This window comes from Alkalilimnicola ehrlichii MLHE-1 (assembly GCF_000014785.1).
In the GTDB taxonomy this organism is placed as follows: Bacteria; Pseudomonadota; Gammaproteobacteria; order Nitrococcales; family Halorhodospiraceae; genus Alkalilimnicola; species Alkalilimnicola ehrlichii.
On sequence record NC_008340.1, the window covers coordinates 1,845,338 to 1,862,715 of the forward strand.

The 17,378-nt window shown below is 67.9% G+C and carries 13 protein-coding genes; 8 read left to right on the plus strand and 5 right to left on the minus strand.

All coding sequences use genetic code 11. The features are described from left to right. Positions 1-35: 35 nt before the first annotated feature. Complete coding sequence (locus MLG_RS08255; RefSeq protein ID WP_011629356.1) at positions 36-515, minus strand: YbhB/YbcL family Raf kinase inhibitor-like protein; 480 nt, start codon at positions 513-515, stop codon at positions 36-38. A 158-nt stretch (positions 516-673) separates the two neighbouring features. Between MLG_RS08255 and MLG_RS08260 the strand changes: the two genes are divergently transcribed. The 8 genes from MLG_RS08260 (at position 674) to MLG_RS08295 (ending at position 11,372) form a co-directional block, all read left to right on the plus strand. Continuing rightward, on the plus strand, positions 674-970 hold the full coding sequence (locus MLG_RS08260; RefSeq protein ID WP_011629357.1) for a circadian clock KaiB family protein: 297 nt from the start codon (positions 674-676) through the stop codon (positions 968-970). Positions 971-1,034: 64 nt separating this feature from the next. Beyond that, positions 1,035-1,982, plus strand: coding sequence for a sensor domain-containing diguanylate cyclase (locus tag MLG_RS08265; RefSeq protein WP_011629358.1), 948 nt, complete (start codon positions 1,035-1,037; stop codon positions 1,980-1,982). Between the two features lie 147 nt (positions 1,983-2,129). Beyond that, entirely contained in the window at positions 2,130-4,028 is a 1,899-nt protein-coding gene (locus MLG_RS08270) for a sensor domain-containing diguanylate cyclase (RefSeq protein WP_011629359.1), read from the plus strand. Positions 4,029-4,108: 80 nt separating this feature from the next. Next, positions 4,109-5,788 (plus strand): ATP-binding protein, encoded by a 1,680-nt coding sequence (locus MLG_RS08275; RefSeq protein WP_011629360.1) that lies wholly within the window; start codon positions 4,109-4,111, stop codon positions 5,786-5,788. After that, positions 5,751-6,386, plus strand: a complete 636-nt coding sequence (locus tag MLG_RS08280; protein WP_041717982.1) for a response regulator transcription factor — start codon at positions 5,751-5,753, stop codon at positions 6,384-6,386. Before MLG_RS08275 ends, MLG_RS08280 begins: the two co-directional genes overlap by 38 nt. Positions 6,387-6,916: 530 nt before the next feature. Continuing rightward, positions 6,917-9,004, plus strand: coding sequence for a putative bifunctional diguanylate cyclase/phosphodiesterase (locus MLG_RS14845; RefSeq protein ID WP_049753549.1), 2,088 nt, complete (start codon positions 6,917-6,919; stop codon positions 9,002-9,004). Then, positions 9,001-10,401: a sodium:solute symporter family transporter gene (locus MLG_RS08290; RefSeq protein WP_011629363.1), complete on the plus strand. Its 1,401-nt coding sequence runs from the start codon at positions 9,001-9,003 to the stop codon at positions 10,399-10,401. Before MLG_RS14845 ends, MLG_RS08290 begins: the two co-directional genes overlap by 4 nt. Further along, positions 10,398-11,372 (plus strand): metallophosphoesterase family protein, encoded by a 975-nt coding sequence (locus MLG_RS08295; RefSeq protein ID WP_011629364.1) that lies wholly within the window; start codon positions 10,398-10,400, stop codon positions 11,370-11,372. Before MLG_RS08290 ends, MLG_RS08295 begins: the two co-directional genes overlap by 4 nt. A 21-nt stretch (positions 11,373-11,393) precedes the next feature. On the opposite strand, the gene MLG_RS08300 is transcribed toward MLG_RS08295, so the two are convergent. From MLG_RS08300 to MLG_RS08315, 4 genes are all read right to left on the minus strand, one after another. Further along, on the minus strand, positions 11,394-11,963 hold the full coding sequence (locus MLG_RS08300) for a carboxymuconolactone decarboxylase family protein (RefSeq protein WP_011629365.1): 570 nt from the start codon (positions 11,961-11,963) through the stop codon (positions 11,394-11,396). A gap of 183 nt (positions 11,964-12,146) precedes the next feature. Beyond that, positions 12,147-12,536, minus strand: a complete 390-nt coding sequence (locus tag MLG_RS08305) for a hypothetical protein (RefSeq protein ID WP_011629366.1) — start codon at positions 12,534-12,536, stop codon at positions 12,147-12,149. A gap of 211 nt (positions 12,537-12,747) precedes the next feature. Next, positions 12,748-16,773, minus strand: a complete 4,026-nt coding sequence (gene hrpA, locus MLG_RS08310) for an ATP-dependent RNA helicase HrpA (RefSeq protein WP_011629367.1) — start codon at positions 16,771-16,773, stop codon at positions 12,748-12,750. A 32-nt stretch (positions 16,774-16,805) separates the two neighbouring features. Next, a complete protein-coding gene (locus MLG_RS08315; protein WP_011629368.1) occupies positions 16,806-17,378 on the minus strand; it encodes a metallophosphoesterase family protein in 573 nt (190 codons plus the stop codon).

Here is a 17,378-nt window from a genome sequence, read left to right on the forward strand (position 1 = left end):
CGCCGGCCCGGCGCCGGGCCCGCCCGGGTCACCGCTCAGTCGCGCTGGTAGGTGCCCACCAACCGGTTCATACCGATGATCTTCGGCTCAATCCGCTCGAGCAGTTGCCAAAGGCTCAGCCCCGACGGCAGTTGCTCGTCGTCGTTGAGCGCCAGCACCCAGAAGTAGTACCGGTGCAGGCCGTGCCCCTCCGGGGGCATCGGGCCGCCATAGCCCACATTACCGAAGTCGTTCTTGCCCGGTGTGTACTGGTCCGTCCCCTCGGCCAGTTCGACCACATCGTTGGGGATGTTATAGAGCACCCAATGCACGAAACCGTAGGTGCCATTGGGGCTGACCAGCGGCGCATCGGGATCGTGGCAGATGACCGCGAAGGCGCGAGTGCCATCGGGCACATTGGACCAGGCCAGGGCCGGCGAGACGTCCTCCCCTTCACCGGTATGGCGGGTCGGAATGGCGCCGTTCTCCTGGAACGCGCCACTGGTGAGTGTGAGATCCGACAATGCAAAGCCCATGAGCCGCCTCCTTTGGGTTATGGGTTATCGTCTGACCTGCCCTAGCCTACCGCGACGGCTCCACCCATTGCATCCATTTGGGCCGCGGCCAAAGCTCGATTATACTAATCCGATTGTGGGATTCGTTGCGTCGGGGACTTGGTGACAGGGTGGGGACTATGGCCGAACGCGCTCTATTACGGTTGTTCATCTCGGACCACACCGATCGTTCGCGCCGGGCGCTGGCGAACCTGGAGCGCATCTGCGCGGAGGAGCTGCGCGGCCGCTACGAGATTGAGATCGTCGACGTGCTGCTCGACCCCCAGGCAGCGGAGAACGAACAGGTCCTCGCAACACCCACACTGATTCGCGAGCTGCCCCGCCCGATGCGCCGCATCATCGGGGACCTCGCCGATCACGACCAAGTGCTCCGGGATCTGGAGATCCAGCCCCTGGTAGCGGGCGACGGCGATTGAGCCGCCAGCCCAACGGCACCAGGCCACCACACTACGTCAACCCTACCGCTAATTAGACACCCGAATGCAGATCAAACAGACCCCCGCCACCCCCTCCGGCCGGTCGGTGGCCGGCACCCTCTGCGGCGGCGCCGCACGGCGCTGGCTGTCCGTGCATGAGCATCAGGGCCCCGACCCTGAGCCCGGGGACAGCGAACTGTTCCGGAATATCGTGCGCTATTCCAGCGATGCCATCGTGGTCATCGACGAGGCGGGCACGGTGCGCTACGCCAACCCGGCGGCCGGACGGCTTTTCGGGCGCGCAGTGAATGCCCTGGTCGGCCGCCCGTTTGCGCTGTCGCTCGGTGGCAAGCGGGCGGAGGTGGACATCGTCCGCCCCAAGGGCGATCTGGTGGTGGCCGAAATGCACACCGCCCGCATCCCCTGGGGTGATCAGGTGGCCCAGCTTGCGATACTTCGGGACATCACTGAGTGGCGGGAGACCCTCTCGCGGCTGGACCACCTGGCCCGCTTCGATGCCCTCACCGACCTACCGAACCGCTCGGAATTACAGCGTCAACTGCGCAAGGCGCTGGCCCGGGCCAGTCGACGCAGCGCACCGCTGGCGGTGCTGTTCCTGGACCTGGACGGCTTCAAGGTGGTGAATGACACCCTGGGCCATTCCGCCGGCGACCGCCTGCTGCGGGAGGTGGCCATCCGCCTGCATGCCGCCACCCGAACCGGCGATCTCCTGGCGCGCATCGGAGGCGATGAGTTTGTCCTGGTACTTGAGGATTTCCACTGTGCCGAGGACGCGGGCCAGGTGGCCAGGAAGCTCATCCGCACCCTGGAGCGCCCGTTCAAACTGGACGGCACCGAGCTGCGTCTGGGTGCCAGCATTGGTATCGCGCGCTATCCGGACGATGGCAGCGGCCCGGCAGAGCTGGTCCGGGCGGCGGACCACGCCATGTACCGGGCCAAGGCCGGCGGCCGGGGCACCTACCGCTACGCCAATGCACCCCATGAAGACTAGCCCCGGGCCGGACACGGGACCGGCAAGCCGTTGTCGGCTTGCGGCTGGGGTTTTCCACATTAGACTTTCTGAATAGCCCATACTGCCCGCAGGCCGCTCCGAAGGTGTCCAACACCCGTATTCTCACTCTGGTTGCTCCCGGTACTGATGGCCAGCACCCTGCTCGTTATCGGGCTGATCGCCACGGTCCGGTTCAGGGCCCGTCACGACGCTGGCCGTGACGTGGGCAACCAACCCCAGGCACTTCCCGATGAACCCGCGCTCTTTCAGAGACTTGCCGGGAACACCTCGGCCGGACTCTTCCTGGCCCGGGCAGATCGCCTGATCGCGGTCAACCCCGCGCTCTGCCGTATCCTGCGGTGCCCGCCAGAGCAGCTGACCGGGGCTGAATGGCGGCCGCTGATCCATTCCGACCACGCCGATGAGGTCGAGACCCACGTCAGCGCCCGCCTGCGCGGGCAACCGGCCAGCCCACTGCACCCGATCAGGGTCCAGCGGGGTGATGGCACCACCCGCTGGGTGGAGCTGAGCCTGGAACCGGTGGCCCTGGGCGGGGATCCCGCCATGGTTGGCACCCTCGTCGACATTGACCGCCACTGCGCGCTACAACAAGAGCTCCTGCTGAGTGAGAGGAAATACCGACAACTCGTTGAAAACGTAAATGATATAATCTATACATTGACACCGGATGGACGCCTGAGTTACGTCTCCCCCAACTGGCCGGAGCTCCTCGGCCACCCGGTCGATCAGGTCATCGGCCGGCCCATTGCCCGGTTCGTGCACCCGGACGACCTCCCCGGCTGCGAGGAGTTTCTCAGGCGCCTGTTCCTCACCGGCAAGAAGCAAAGCGGCATTGAATACCGGGTGCGGCACAGTGACGGTCACTGGCGCTGGCACACCGCCAATGCTTCACCCATCACCGGCGACGACGGCACCGTCATCGCCTTTGTGGGTATCGCCCGCGATATCACCGCCAGGAAGGGCATGGAGGCCGAACTGGTCTACCAGCTTCGGTTTAACGAGCTGGTCGCTGAACTCTCCACCCGGTTCGTGCGCAGCCCTGCCGAGGAGACCGATGCCCGGATCGACGATCTGCTTCGGCGGGCGGGCACCCTGTTCAATGCGGATCGGGCCTACCTCTACCTCTTCTCCGACGATGGCGAGACCATGAGCAACACCCACGAGTGGTGTGCGCCCGCGGTCCCCTCGCTGTTGGAGGACAGTCAGCGGATGCCCGTCGCCCGCTACCCGTGGTGGCAGCGACACATGACGGCGCTGCGCGACCAGCACCAGGTGTTGTTCATCAATGACGTCTCAGCGCTGCCCGCCGAAGCAGCGGCGGAGCGGGCGCTGCTGGAGGGGCAGCAGGTGCGCACCCTGGTCTGTGCCCCGGTGGCGACGCCGGATCGGGTCATCGGTTTTTTGGGGTTCGACTCGCTGCGTCCCAAGGAGTGGCGGAAGGATCAGGGCGACCTGTTGGTCGTCCTCGGCAATCTCCTGGCCGCGGCACTGGTGCGACGGCAACTGGAGTTGGATCTGCGCAACCTGTCGGTGACCGACCCGCTCACCGGCCTGTTCAACCGGCGCTTCCTGCGGGCGCGCCTGCTGGCGCTCATTGAGGAGTATGAGCGCCACGGACACCGGTTCTGTGTCAGCCTGGTGGACCTGGATCACTTCAAGGCCCTGAACGACCGTCATGGCCATCTGGCCGGTGACCGGATCCTGCAGGGCTTCGCCAACATCCTGCGGGACAATCACCGGGTGTTCGACATCGTCGCCCGCTACGGCGGTGAGGAGTTCGTGGTGATCCTGGTGGGAACCGAAATCGGGCAGGCGCGACGGGTGACTCGCCGCGCCCTGACAACCACCCGCAACCATGACTTCCGTTTCAACGAGACCCCGCTGTCGATCACCGCCAGCGCCGGTCTCGCTGATATCGCGGAGTTGCCCGAAGACCACCGCACCGTGGAGCATCTCCTGCAACTCGCGGACCACCGCCTCTATCGGGCCAAGCAGCAGGGCCGCGACTGCCTGGTGGCCGACTAGGGGTTATCACGCATTACCCGCGCCCCGGCCGCCCCGTCATACTGTCAGCCACAGACCATGGCGAATCCCGGGGGAGCGTAGTGGCGCGTCCACTGAACCACACCATCACCGCGCGCCCCGGCCGGCCGTCCACCGCCGGCTGGGCCCGCCTGATGCTGCTCAGCGGCTCATTGGTCGGCCTCTACCTCCTGGTTGCCGTCTGGGGGTTTGCCTTCACCCCCGACCAATACGGAATCCCGCTGGTCTGGCCGGCCACCGGCGTGGGGCTGGCCTTTGTCTTCCTCTACGGCTATCGCCTGGTGCCCGCCGTCGGGCTGGCGGCGGCGCTGGTCGGTGTCTGGTTCACCGGCGATCTCGTCGCCCCGCTGGAACAGGCCTTCACGGTGGTAGTCACGATGCTGGCCACGGCCTTGGGCACGGCAATCCTGCGCTACTGCCGCTTCGATCCCAGGATGGAACGGCTGCGCGACCTGGGCCTGCTGCTAGCGGCCGGCGGCGGCGTCAGCTCCGGGCTCGCCGCCACCGTCGGGGCCTACAGCCTGGCGGCCAGTCCCGGCCCCCTGAGCCTCGCCCAAACCTGGTGGGTCTGCTGGAGCGCGGACCTGATGGGGCTGGTACTGATCTCGCCGTTCCTGTTCACCCTGCTGGGCGGACGCCTGGTCATGCCCTCAGGCGCGGACCTGCGCATTGGAATGATGCTGGTCACCGCCACCCTGGCCACCGGCGCGGTGGCTTACCTGTTGGCGCTCGACCTGACCCTGGCGTTGCCCCTCTCCTACGCCGTCTTCCCGCTCGTCATGTATGCAGCATTGCGCTGCCCGGCGCCCATCACCAGTGGCCTCATCCTGGTGTTCGGGGGGCTGGCGCTGACCGCCACCGGGCTGGGTCACGGCCCCTACGCCGCGCTGGGGCTGGAGCGGAGCCTGTTGGCACTCAATGCCCAGTTGGGGTTGCTGGTCCTCACCGGCCTTTCGCTGACCGCGATCAGCGCGGAACGGGAGGCCGCTGAAAGTCGGGCGCGCCAACACCTGGAGGATCTGGCACGCGCCGGGCGCATCAACCTGATGGGTCAGCTCTCGACCACTCTCGCCCACGAACTCAACCAACCGCTGTGCGCGCTGAGCACCTACGCCCAGGCCAGCCGCCGGCTGTTGGCCCGGGGTGATACCGAAGGCCTCGGCACCGCCCTGGAGCGACTGGAACAGAACGCCCACCGAGCCGCCCATACGGTCCGGCAAATCCGCGACTTCGCCGCGCGGCAGGACCTGGCGCATCAGGTGGTGGCCCCCGCCCACCTGATTGCCGGGGTGGAACGCCTGATGGCGCCCGAGTTCACGCGCCGCGGGATCCATCTGAAGGTCAACGTCCAGCCCGGCCTGCCCCCGATACGCATCGCCCCCATGCAGATCGAGCAGGTGCTGGTCAACCTGCTGCGCAACGCGACGGAAGCCCTCGCCGGCCGCGCCGACGGGCGGGTGCGCCTGGCGGTCTACCGCCGCCGGCGGGAGTTGGTGCTGGAGGTCATCGACAACGGCCCAGGCATCCCGCCGGAGCGGCTGTCGCTGCTGTTCGAGCCCTTTACCAGCTGGAAGCGGGGCGGCATGGGACTGGGCCTTGCCCTTTCCCGTTCCTTGGTCGAATCTCATGGGGGCACATTCACCGCCCGCAACGGCAACGCCGGCGGGGCGGAATTCCGTTTCACTCTGCCATTGGAGGACGACCATGGCGACACCGCGACCTACGGTACATCTGGTGGATGACGATGAGGACATTCGCGAGGCCATCACCTTCCTATTGGTCGCCGAGGGGATCATGGTGCGCCCCTATGAGGATGCCGGCGGTCTGCTCGAGCGGCTGACCCCCAAGCACACCGGCTGCCTGATCCTCGACGTGCGGTTGCCGGACATGGATGGCCTCACCCTGCAACGGGAGCTGCGTCAGCGCGGTATCGACCTGCCGGTGATCTTTATCACCGGCCATGGCGACATCCCCATGGCGGTCCGTGCCGTCAACGACGGCGCGCTGGACTTTCTGGAGAAGCCCTTCCGTGACGATGCCCTGCTCGAGGCGGTGGAACAGGCCCTAGAGGTGGAGGCGGCCCACCGCGAGGACCAGCAACGCCGCGCAGAGATCGAACAGCGCCTGGCGCAACTGACGCCGCGCGAGCGCCAGGTGTTGGAAGGGCTGCTGGACGGCAAACCGAACAAGCTCATCGCACGGGACCTGGATGTCAGCGTACGCACGGTGGAGATCCACCGGGGCAACCTGATGCAGAAAATGCAGGCCCGGAGCGCCTCCCACTTGGCCCGGCTCGCCCTGGTTTGTGACGCCTACCGGGAGCGACTGCCCAACGAGTGACCGGGCACCCCGGCGAGGTCCGGCGCGGGTGCGTAATACCCCGTATTCCTGTGGTTGCGGCATTCCTGCATGCTGGCAGGCAAGTCCCCTGCCGGCCGAGCCCCGGCCGGGGCCACTCATCGCGCAGCCCAGGAAGGCCGAGCATGCATACGGGCAACCCAGCGATCGCCCATCCGGCGCACACAGCCCCCCGAGGATGCCGGGTATGCCGGCGCATCACCGCTGTGGTCTTCGTGTCCATTATCGCCATTGAGGCCATTATCCTCTTCCCTTCCTATCGGAACCACGAGGCGACACTGCTGGCGAACATTGAAGCCCAAGGGCTCGCCGCAGCCCGAGCGGGCCTGCCCTCCGGTCCTCACGACCGGCCGGCAATGGTCCATCTCCTGGACAACACCCCGATCGCCGGTATCGAGTGGCGGGAAGAGGAGGGACGCGCATCTTCTGTAGGTGCGCCCCTTGCGGCGACCGATGCCCGGCCGGAGGGTCGCCTGCCTGAGCCCCGCGAAGGGGGCCGGAACGGGGCCCTGATGGTCCACTGGACCCCGGAACAGCTCAACCGCGACTACGGCGTCCGGGCACGGCTGGACACGACCGGGATTGACGCCGAGCTGCGCGCCTTCCTGCTGCGCATCGCCGCCCTCGTCCTGCTGATCGCCTTGTTCGTCACCGCCGTCACGCTGGCGGTGCTGGACCGGCTGGTATTCCGCCCCTCGCGCCGTTTGTACCGCCACATGTTGGCCGCTGGCGCCGACCCCGACCACCCCCTGGCCTACCGCCTCAACAGCAACAGGGACGATGAGCTGGGGGCCGCCAGCCAGGCCTTTGACCACATGCTGGAACGCCTGGCCAGGGACCGCACCGCACTCCGCCAGCGGGAACGGGACCTGCAGACCATGAACACCACTCTGGAGGCCCAGGTGACCAGGCGGACCGCCGCCCTCACCGAAGCCAATCACCGACTGCAACAGGAGGCGAAGGAGCGCCAGGCCGCTGAACAACAGGCCCGACGCCTGGCCCGGTTCCCCGATGAGAACAGCAACCCGGTGCTGCGGGTGAACCCCGATGGGGAGATCCTTTACGCCAACCCGGCCGCAATCCCCCTGCTCCGCCACTGGGAGGACGAACAACGGCTGCCCGCCGACTGGCAGCCCCGGCTCACGGCAGCTACGACGGCCGGCCGGGTCACGTACGAAGAGGTCGCTGTCCAGGGCCGCTGGTACCTGATGGCCATCAATCCGATCCCTGAAGAGGGTTATCTCAACCTCTACGGGGTCGATATCACCGACCGCAAGCGCTTTGAGGCGGAGCTGGCAAAGCGCAATACCGAGGACGCGCTGACCGGTCTGCCCAACCGTCAGGTGTTCCGTGACCGGGTCGGTCAGGCCCTCCGTGAGAGGGCGTCGGACCGCGGTCGGGCCGCCGTACTGCTCATCCGGATCGAGAACATGGACCTCATAAACGGCCTGGGAGGCCACCAGGCCGGCGATCTCGTGCTTACCGCGCTGGCCCGACGCCTACGGCAAGCAGTTGCCCCCGATCAGACCCTGGCCCGTCTGGGCGAGGAGGTGTTCGCCCTGCTCATCCCCAAGGTGGCCTCGGTGGATGAGCTGGCACGGCTGTCCGAGCAACTGCTTGGGGTCCTCAACAGCAGTGTCACCTCCCAGGGCCATGAGTTCGCCAGTCGCGCTTCTGGTGGCTGGGCCATCTACCCCCATGACGGTGCCGACACCGCCACCCTGCTCCGGAATGCCCAGTTGGCCGCCCACCGGGCCAGCCGCCAGGGCGAGCGCCAGCGCTACCTGTTCTTCGTGGAGGGGCTGAACGAGGCGGTGGAGAGCCGCCAGCGGCGGCTGCGCGAACTCCGGAACGCGATCGATGACGGGGGGCTGACCCTCTGGTTTCAGCCCCAGCTCAGCAGCGACCGGAGGAGGCTGAGCGGCCTGGAGGCACTGGTCCGTTGGCCCCATCCCAGCGATGGCCTCCTCGCCCCCGATGCCTTCATCCCGCTCGCGGAGGAGCATGACCTGATCATCCCCCTGGGCGAGTGGGTGCTCAAGGCTGCCTGCAGGCAACTCCACGAATGGCAGCAGTTGGGCCTGCCCGTACCACGACTGGCGGTCAACCTCGGGGCCCGTCACCTGCTCGACAGCCGCCTGCCGGGGTTCGTCGCGGATCTGCTGCGCGACTACGAGCTGCCCGGTCACTGCCTGGAGGTGGAGGTGACGGAAAGCACGGTGATGGAGGACATCACCCGGAGCGAGGAGGTCCTCTCCCGGCTGGTGCGCCTGGGGGTCCAGGTGGCGGTGGATGACTTTGGTACCGGCCACTCCTCCCTGGCCTATCTCAAACGCCTGCCGATTCAACGCATCAAGATCGACCGCTCCTTCATCGCCGGGCTCCCCGACGATGCCCAGGACCGGGCCATCTGCCGGACCATCGCCGACCTCAGCCACAGCCTGGGCTTGCAGGTCGTCGCCGAGGGGGTGGAGACAACCGCTCAGGCAGCGGCCCTGCAGCAGATGGGTTGCAATGACCTGCAGGGCTTCCTCCTTGCCCGCCCCGGCCCGATCACCCGGATCACCCATTGGCTGCGCCACGAGGCCCCCAGACCATGAGCGATGGCTTCACCCACCTCCCCATGACCGGCCTGGTGATCGCCCTGGCGGCGGTGGCGCTGGTTACCTTGCTGATCGCCCCCCGGGTCAGTACCGCCAACGGGTTCTTCCGCGGTTTCGCCGACGCGGGCCAGCCGCCCGGCGTGCTCACGCTCACCCTCTCCCAGGTCACCACCTGGATCTTTGCCCGCTCATTGCTCAATGCGGCCATCCTGGGTTATTTCTTTGGCATCGCCGGTGTGCTCGCCTACACCGCCTACTACGGCTCCTTTGTCACCGGCTGGCTGATCATCGATCGCCTTCGCTTCCGCTACGGCGCCTCCAATCTGCAGGGTTTCATGAGGGCCCAGTATGGCGGGGTGGGGACCTTCTGCCTGAACGGACTCCTGGCGCTGCGCCTGGTCAGCGAGGTGTTCGCCAACCTGCTGGTCGTCGGGATCGTCTTCGGCGCCGCCGGCAGCGCCGGCAACACCACCGCCATGCTGTCGGTGGCCGCCCTGACCCTGGTCTATTCCCTCACCGGCGGGCTCCGGGCGTCGCTGCGAACCGATGTCCTGCAGATGGTGCTTTTGATCGGTCTGCTCGCCGCCCTCGTGGTGGTCATGCTCCTGCATCCGCTCTTTGACCCCGGGGCGCTGGCGGTCAGCAGCCCCGGGATCGACAACCCGGGCTGGATCCTGCTGGCGGTCGCGGGTCTCCAGGTGCTCAGCTACCCCATGCATGACCCCGTCATGATGGACCGCGGGTTCCTCGCCGACCGCCGCACCACACGGCGCAGTTTTCTGCACGCCTTCTGGCTCTCGGCGGTGTGTATCCTGGCCTTCGGGCTGCTGGGGGTTTTCGCGGGCCTGCATCGCCTGGAGGGCGAAACCGTGCTGCTGACGCTGGACCGGCTGATGGGTACCCCCGTGATGTTTCTCCTGGCGGTGGCGCTGGTCCTGTCGGCCGCCTCGACCCTGGACTCGACCTTCTCCAGCGCGGCCAAACTCAGCATCGCCGACATGGGACTGGCCCGGACCACACCCCGCAACGGCCGGATCGCAATGCTCCTGTTCTGCCTGGGCGGGCTGCTACTGGTGCTGTTCGGCACCGACGACCTGTTCGCCGCCGTGGCCGTCAGTGGAACCGCGTCGCTGGCGCTCACACCGGTCATCGCCTTCTCCCTACTGGCCGGCTGGCGGCTTAGCCGGGCCAGTCTGCTGACCTCCTTTACGCTGGCCTTCACGGGCGCTGTCGTCTACTTCCTGGAGACCTCCGGGCATATCGACCTGCTGACCCCCCTGACCGGGCTGGAGCACGACTACAGTAAGCTGCTGGCGATCACGGTCACCATCCTGGTTCTTGCCACCGCGGCGGCCTGGCTTGGCCGCCAGGGCCGCATGGAGGTCGTGAAATGAGTCAGCCCGGCCGCCTTTGCCCGCTGCATTACCAGACCGGGCCCGACGCCCTACGGACAGCACCGCTGTACCGCTGCCCCACGGTCTACCTGGTGGGCGGGCTTTACGGCAACGATGCGGCGCTGGCCGCGATTCAGGCGTTGGCCCACCGGGAGCGGGCCGCCGGCCACCCGGAGCCGCTGTTGGTGTTCAACGGCGACTTCCACTGGCTGGATGCCGACCCGGCGGTATTCCGGCACATTCAGGAGGCGGTGCTCAATCAGGCCGCCATTCTCGGCAATGTCGAGGCCGAACTGGCCCAACCCACACCGGGCATCGGCTGCGGATGCGCCTATCCGGAAACGGTGGACGATGCGACGGTCATGCACTCCAACCGGATCATGGCACGGCTGCAGCGGATGGTGGCGGAGACGCCGGCACTGCACGATGTCACCCGCCAACTGTCGGGCCTGCCCCGTCAGATCAGGTTGGCGGTCGGCGATCTCCGCGTCGGCGTGATCCACGGCGATCCGGAGTCGCTCGCCGGCTGGCGCCTGGCCCTGGAGCAAATGCCGGCCCCGGGGCGCACCACGTCCCGCATCCGGCGCTGGTTCGAGGTCAGTGAGGTGGACCTCTTCGCCTGCAGCCACACCTGCCTGCCCTTCGCCCAGCGCTTCACCTGGGAGCGGCGGCAGGCCCTGATCTTCAACAACGGCGCGGCGGGACTCCCGAACTTCCGCGGTGACCGCCGGGGCGTGATCACCCGTATTGCCGAGACCCCGGCCCCGGTTCCGGCGCTGTATGGCGGTGTGCTGCGGGGGGTTCACTGCGATGCGGTGCCGGTCGCCTACGACACGGCCGCCTGGGCCCGCCGGTTCCGCGCGATCTGGCCCGAGGGGTCCGCGGCCTGCCACAACTATGCCCGCCGGCTCGCCCACGGCACCGGGCTGACACCGCAGGCGGCAAACCGGCTGGGCGACCGCCGGCCCTAGGGGCCGCGCGGTGGAATTGGATCAGGGCCGCCAAATGCGGCTTTGGAAGGCGGCATCCACCTCGGGCCCAAAGAGGTGGTTGGAGTAATTGCTGAGGGTCTTGACCGCCAGTGCCAGGATCACGCCAAGGATGTGCTTCTCTTCGTAGCCAGCCTCGAGAAAGGCGTTTACATCGGCCGTGTCCGGCCGGCCGCGGGTGTCACGCATCACCTCGGTGAACCGACGCAGGGCCTCCAGCCGCTCATCCGGCAACGGCTCGCCGTCGCGCAGCGCATCCGTGACCTCGGTGGGCACGCCGGACATGCTGTCGGCAATGACACTGTGGGCGGCCATGCAGTAATCGCAGCCGTTGCCGCGGCTGATGGTCAGGAAGATGACCTCCTGCTCCTGGGGTGAGAAACCGGCTTCGGCGCGAAACCGCTCGTAGCCGGTCATGTAGGTCTCCAGCAGGGCGGGGAGATTCGCCATGCCGGCGTACATATTGGGCACGAAGCCCAGGTTCTCCCGGGCCTTTTTCAGGGGGGCGGCGACCGCCGGATCGCTATCCTCCGTCGTCCGGAGGGGCAGGTTCATTTGATAGGGCGCACGCATAGAAAGGACTCCTCGGTGATGGCCAGGGGTAAAGATCCAGCCCTGTCAACTCTAGGCGCGGGGAGGCCCCGGAGCCATACGCAGGACTACGTAGCCGCGGTGGCCACCGCCGGTGGTGTCCCCCGGCGGCCGCTGACGCCCCTGCGCGGCAACGGCCCCGGGTTTCGATACCCTCATGACGGGTCACCCTTCGAGGATCCGCGGTCCATGCTCCAGCACACTGTGCCGGCCGTGGCGCGGGCCGGAGCGGGCCTGCTCGCCCTGACGGTCCAGGCTGGCCGCCTTGCGGGCCTCGGTACGCTCCCGCACGTCGTTCAGGTGGCGCTGATAGTTCTCACCGACCAGCACCTGGCCCTCGGAACGCACCTCAGCGCCATTGGCGCGGATATACCGCAGGTAGGTCTGGTAGTTCTCGCCCACCCGGGCGCCGTCGCTGGCAAACTGGGCCGACGGCGCATTGGCCACCACCTGGAAGGTGTGCGTGGTCCAGTTCTCGGCGGAGGCCACACCACTGAGGGCCAGGCCGGCGCCGAGGGTCAGGGCGGTCGTGGTTTTCAGGATCAAGGTTTTCATGGTCTTCTCCTTCCGCTGTGTCAAAGGTGGATCACCGATCCGGGATCCCTGCCTTGTATCCGGACCAGGCGACTGGCCCGTCGCGTCCGGGCCCCTGTTGGGCTTTCCCCGAACGCACCTTCAGCTTAGGGAGAAGACCCCTTGTGCGTAATTCGTCGGAATACCTAGCGGTTAACACATAGAAAGGCAACGACCGCGCACCGGCGGCCGCTCAGGCCACCTCCTTCCAGGCCGCCTTCAAGCGCTTCTCTGACACCTTTTCCCGGGCCCCCACCTCTTGCGCAAAGAGCGAGACGCGGTACTCCTCCAGCAGCCAGCGGAAGCGCTCTAGGGCAGGGTCGGGTTTGCCTTGGGCCTCCCGGCGACTCTGGCGCTCACGCCAGCGCTCCCACCAGGGCCGGATACTGCGCAGAGGCGTACGATCCCGGCCCGGGTCCTGCCGCAGCTTTTCCACCCGCCGCTCCAGGGCCCGCAGGTAGCGGGGCAACTCGGCCAGGTACTCCGGCGGTGTCTGCTGGAGAAAGCCCGGGTAGACCAGGCATTCCAAGTGCTCCTGCAGGTCCTTGAGGCTGTCCATCAGTGCCAGGGCGTTGAACTGCTTCAGGGCTTTGCGGATGGCCTGGTAGCGTCCCAGCACCTCCTCCAGCCCCTCCGCCAGCCGTTGGGCGTTCTCCACCAGTCGCGGCCGGCCCCGTTCCAGGCGCTGCCGGAAGGCCGCCTCCGTGCGCGGCGGGGCGTCGCCGAGGAAGGTCCGGTCGACGGCGGCATGGACCAGCTCCCGCTTCAGATCCTCGTCGGACCCGAGACCGCGGTAGGCCAGACGCAGCCGGTCCAGGCCCGGCAGCCCCCGGCGGAGATAGCGCACCTGCTGGGGCAGCGCCAGCATATACAGGCGGCGTACGCCGGCCCGGTGCTGGCGCTCCGCCTCATCGGGACTGTCAGCCAGGGTGAGGCGGACCGAGCTCTCCTCGTCCACCAGACACGGGTATCCGCGGATGGTCAGCCCGTTACGCCCGATCTCAACGGCCTCCGGCAGATCGCCGAAGTCCCATGTCGTGATGCCCTCGCGGGTCCATTCCGAGGCCCCGCCGCCGGAGGCGGAGAAGCTCTCACTGGCCTGATCCCCCAGCCCCTGCTGGAGGGCCGCCAAGTCACTGCCCGTACGCAGGGTGTTGCCCTGTTCATCGAGCACGCGGTAGTGCATGCGCAGGTGCTCGGGCAGGGCCACCGCATCCAGCGCACCCGGGGGAATGTCCACGCCGGTCATCCGCTTGAGCTGGCGCGCCACCGCATCGGTCAGGGACCCCTCGCCATGGGGAATGGCCTCGAGCACGGCGCGGGCAAAATCGGGCGCCGGGACGAAGTTGCGCCGGATGGCCTTAGGCAGCCCCCGGATCAGGGCCACCACTTTTTCGTGCACCAGGCCGGGGACCAGCCACTCGAACGGCTCCGGGCGCAACTGGTTGAGGGCCGCCACCGGCACCCGCGCCACCACCCCGTCCAGCTCGCTGCCCGGCTCCAGGTGGTACTCCAGCGGCAGCTCCAAGCCGCCGGGCAGGCGCAGTCGGTCCGGGTAGGCCTCACCGGAGACCGGATCGGCGTCGTCACGCATCAGCGCCTCACGGCTCATGTGCAGGCGCTTTGGATCATCCCGGCTGACCTCCCCGAGCCAGCGCTCGAAGGCGGCCCCGCTGTAGATGCCCTCGGGGATACGCTGGTCGTAGAACCGGAAGCGGGTCTCCTCGTCCACCAGCACATCCCGGCGCCGGGCCTTGGCCTCCAGGCGCTCGATCTCCTCGATCAGCCGCCGGTTGTGCTCCCAGAACGGGGCCCGGGTGCGGTACTCGCCCTGAACCAGCGCCTCCCGGATGAAGATGGCCCGGGCCACCGGCGGGTCTATGGGGCCGTAGTTGACCCGGCGCTGACTGGCGAGCACCAGACCGTAGAGGGTGACCTTCTCGTACGCGGCCACCTGGGCGGGTTTCTTCTCCCAGTGGGGCTCGGCATAGCTGCGACTGACCAGGTGGGCCGCGGTCTGCTCGATCCACTCCGGCTTCACCTCCGCCGCCGTCCGGGCGAACAGCCGACTGGTCTCGACGAACTCCGCGGCCACGATCCACTTGGGGTTACGCTTGAACTGGCCGGAACCTGGGAAGATCATCAGCTTCACCCCGCGCGGACCGAGATACTCCTTGTTTTCATGGTGTTGTGCGATATTGCTGACCAATCCCGCGAGCAGCGCGCGGTGGAGGGCCTCATAGTGGGTATCCAGCCACTCGGCGCACTGCTCCGTGGTCACGGTGTGCGGGCGGGCCAGCGGCGAGGCGGCCGCCCCTTCGCTCCCGGTGGAGCGCAGGGGCCGGCCCGGCCCGCCCCCTGCGCCCTTGCGGTCCGCGCCGCCGGACAGGCCACTCACCAGCTCTCGGATCTGGCGGTGGATATCCAGCCACTCGCGCATCCGGTGCGGGCTCAGGAAGCGCTCGCGACACCATTGGCGAAGCTGGCGGTTACTGAGCCGGCGCTTCTGGCGGTGGTAGTCCTGCCAGAGCAGCACCAGCGAGAGGAAGTCACTCTTCCCGTGCCGCCACTGGGCGTGCGCCTGATCGGCGGCCTGCTGGGCGTCCAGGGGCCGCTCACGCGGGTCCTGGACCGAGAGTGCGGCGGCGATCACCAGCACCTCGTCCAGCACCCCCTGCTCGCGGGCAGCCAGCAACATCCGCCCTACCGGCGGGTCCAGCGGCAGTCTTGCCAGTTGGCGTCCAAGGGCGGTGAGTTCGCGATCCTCCGTCACCGCGCCGAGTTCGTGCAGCAGTTTGAACCCATCGTTGACGAACTTGTGCTCCGGCGGCTCGACGAAGGGAAACCGCTGGATATCCCCCAGGCCCAGGGCCTTCATCTGCAGGATGACGGCGGCCAGGTTGGTGCGCTGGATCTCGGGGTCGGTGAACGCCGAACGGCCCGCAAAGTCCTCCTCGCTGTACAGGCGGATGGCCACCCCCGGGGCCTCCCGGCCGCAGCGCCCGGCCCGCTGATTGGCGGAGGCCTGGCTGATCGGTTCGATGGGCAGACGCGAGACCTTGGTCCGGTAACTGTAGCGGTTAATGCGGGCGTAGCCGGAGTCCACTACGTACCGGATGCCGGGCACGGTGACCGAAGTCTCGGCCACGTTGGTGGCCAGCACCACCCGACGGCCACCCCCCTTAGGGTTGAACACGCGCTGCTGCTCAGCGGCGGAGAGGCGGGCATACAAGGGCAGGACCTCGGTGTGCGGAGGGTGTTTCTTGCGCAGCGCTTCGGTGCACTCGCGGATCTCCCGCTCACCGGAGAGGAACACCAGCACGTCCCCCTGCCCCGGCTCCCGGGCCAGCTCATGCACCGCCTCCACCACGGCCCCAGGCAGGTCCTCGTCGCGCTCGTCCTCGTCGTCCACCATGGGCCGGTAGCGCACCTCCACCGGGTAGGTGCGGCCGCTGACCTCCAGGATCGGCGCCTCATCGAAATGCTTGGAGAAGCGCTCCGGGTCGATGGTGGCGGAGGTGATGATGACCTTCAGATCCGGCCGGCGGGGCAGCAGGCGCTTGAGGTAGCCGAGGATGAAGTCGATGTTGAGGCTGCGCTCGTGGGCCTCGTCGATAATCAGGGTGTCGTAGGCGTCCAAATGGCGGTCGCGCTGGATCTCTGCCAGGAGCATGCCGTCGGTGAGCAGTTTGAGGTGGGTACGCTCGCTCACCTGATCGGTGAAGCGCACCTTGTAGCCCACCGCCTCACCCAGCGCCGTCCCCAGCTCGTCGCTGATCCGCTGAGCGAGCGTGCGCGCCGCCAGGCGCCGCGGCTGGGTGTGGCCGATCCAACCGTGTACCCCGCGGCCCAGCGCCATGCAGATCTTAGGGATCTGGGTGGATTTCCCTGAGCCGGTGGCCCCGCAGATCACCACCACCTGGTGGTCGCGGATCGCCTCACGCAGGTCGTCCAGCCGCTGGTTGACGGGCAGCGACGGGTCAAAGCGGGGGCTGGGCAGGTTCGCCGCGCGGGTCTCGGCCCGTTGGCAGGCCACGGCGATGTCCCGCTCCAGCTTCACCAACCCCTTGTCGAAGGGCTTGCCGTCGTGGGCACGACGCTCCAGGCCGGCAAGCCGCTTGCGCAGGGCCGGGCGCGCCGGGCCAAAGGCCCGGTCGATGCGGGGCCGAAGTTGCCGGAGGGCGTCGGGAAGGTTGCGGCGGCGTGCTCTGGCAGTCATGCGGGCATTGTAAGCGACCGGCCCGCGCCGGGTCAGACCGCCTTGTACTTACGCGGCTCCAGCCGCAGCGGCTGCACCGTCCAACCCGACTCGCTGCACTCCAGGATAAGGCAGGAGGGCCCGGCCTTGGTCCGGGTGCGCCCCGCCGCGCCCGGATTCAGCACCCAGGGGGTCTTCTCATCGTCCACCACCAGCTCATGGCTGTGCCCATAAACGATGGCCTGGACGTCCGGGTAGTCCGCACGCAGGTTGTCATGCCGTACCGCCGGCCGGCCGGCGCGTTCCCCGTGCACCACGGCGAGCTGCCCGCCGGGCAGGTCGAGCACCACCTCCTCGGGCAGGGTGTCGAGCATGTGCACCTCGTGAGAGGGCCAGGTCTCGGGCACATCGCCGTTGCCCTTCACCGCTACCAGTTCCTCCCGCGGCTGCATCGCCAGCAGCACGGCGGCACCGCCGATATCGCCGGCGTGCACGGCCAGATCGCACTCGGCGATCTCGTCGGCGATGCGGGGGTCGAGGAAACCATGGGTGTCGGCCACGATGGCCACGCGCAGGGCGCGGGGAGGAGTGGTGCCGGTCCCGGCCTGGTGCTGCTGTTGGGCCAT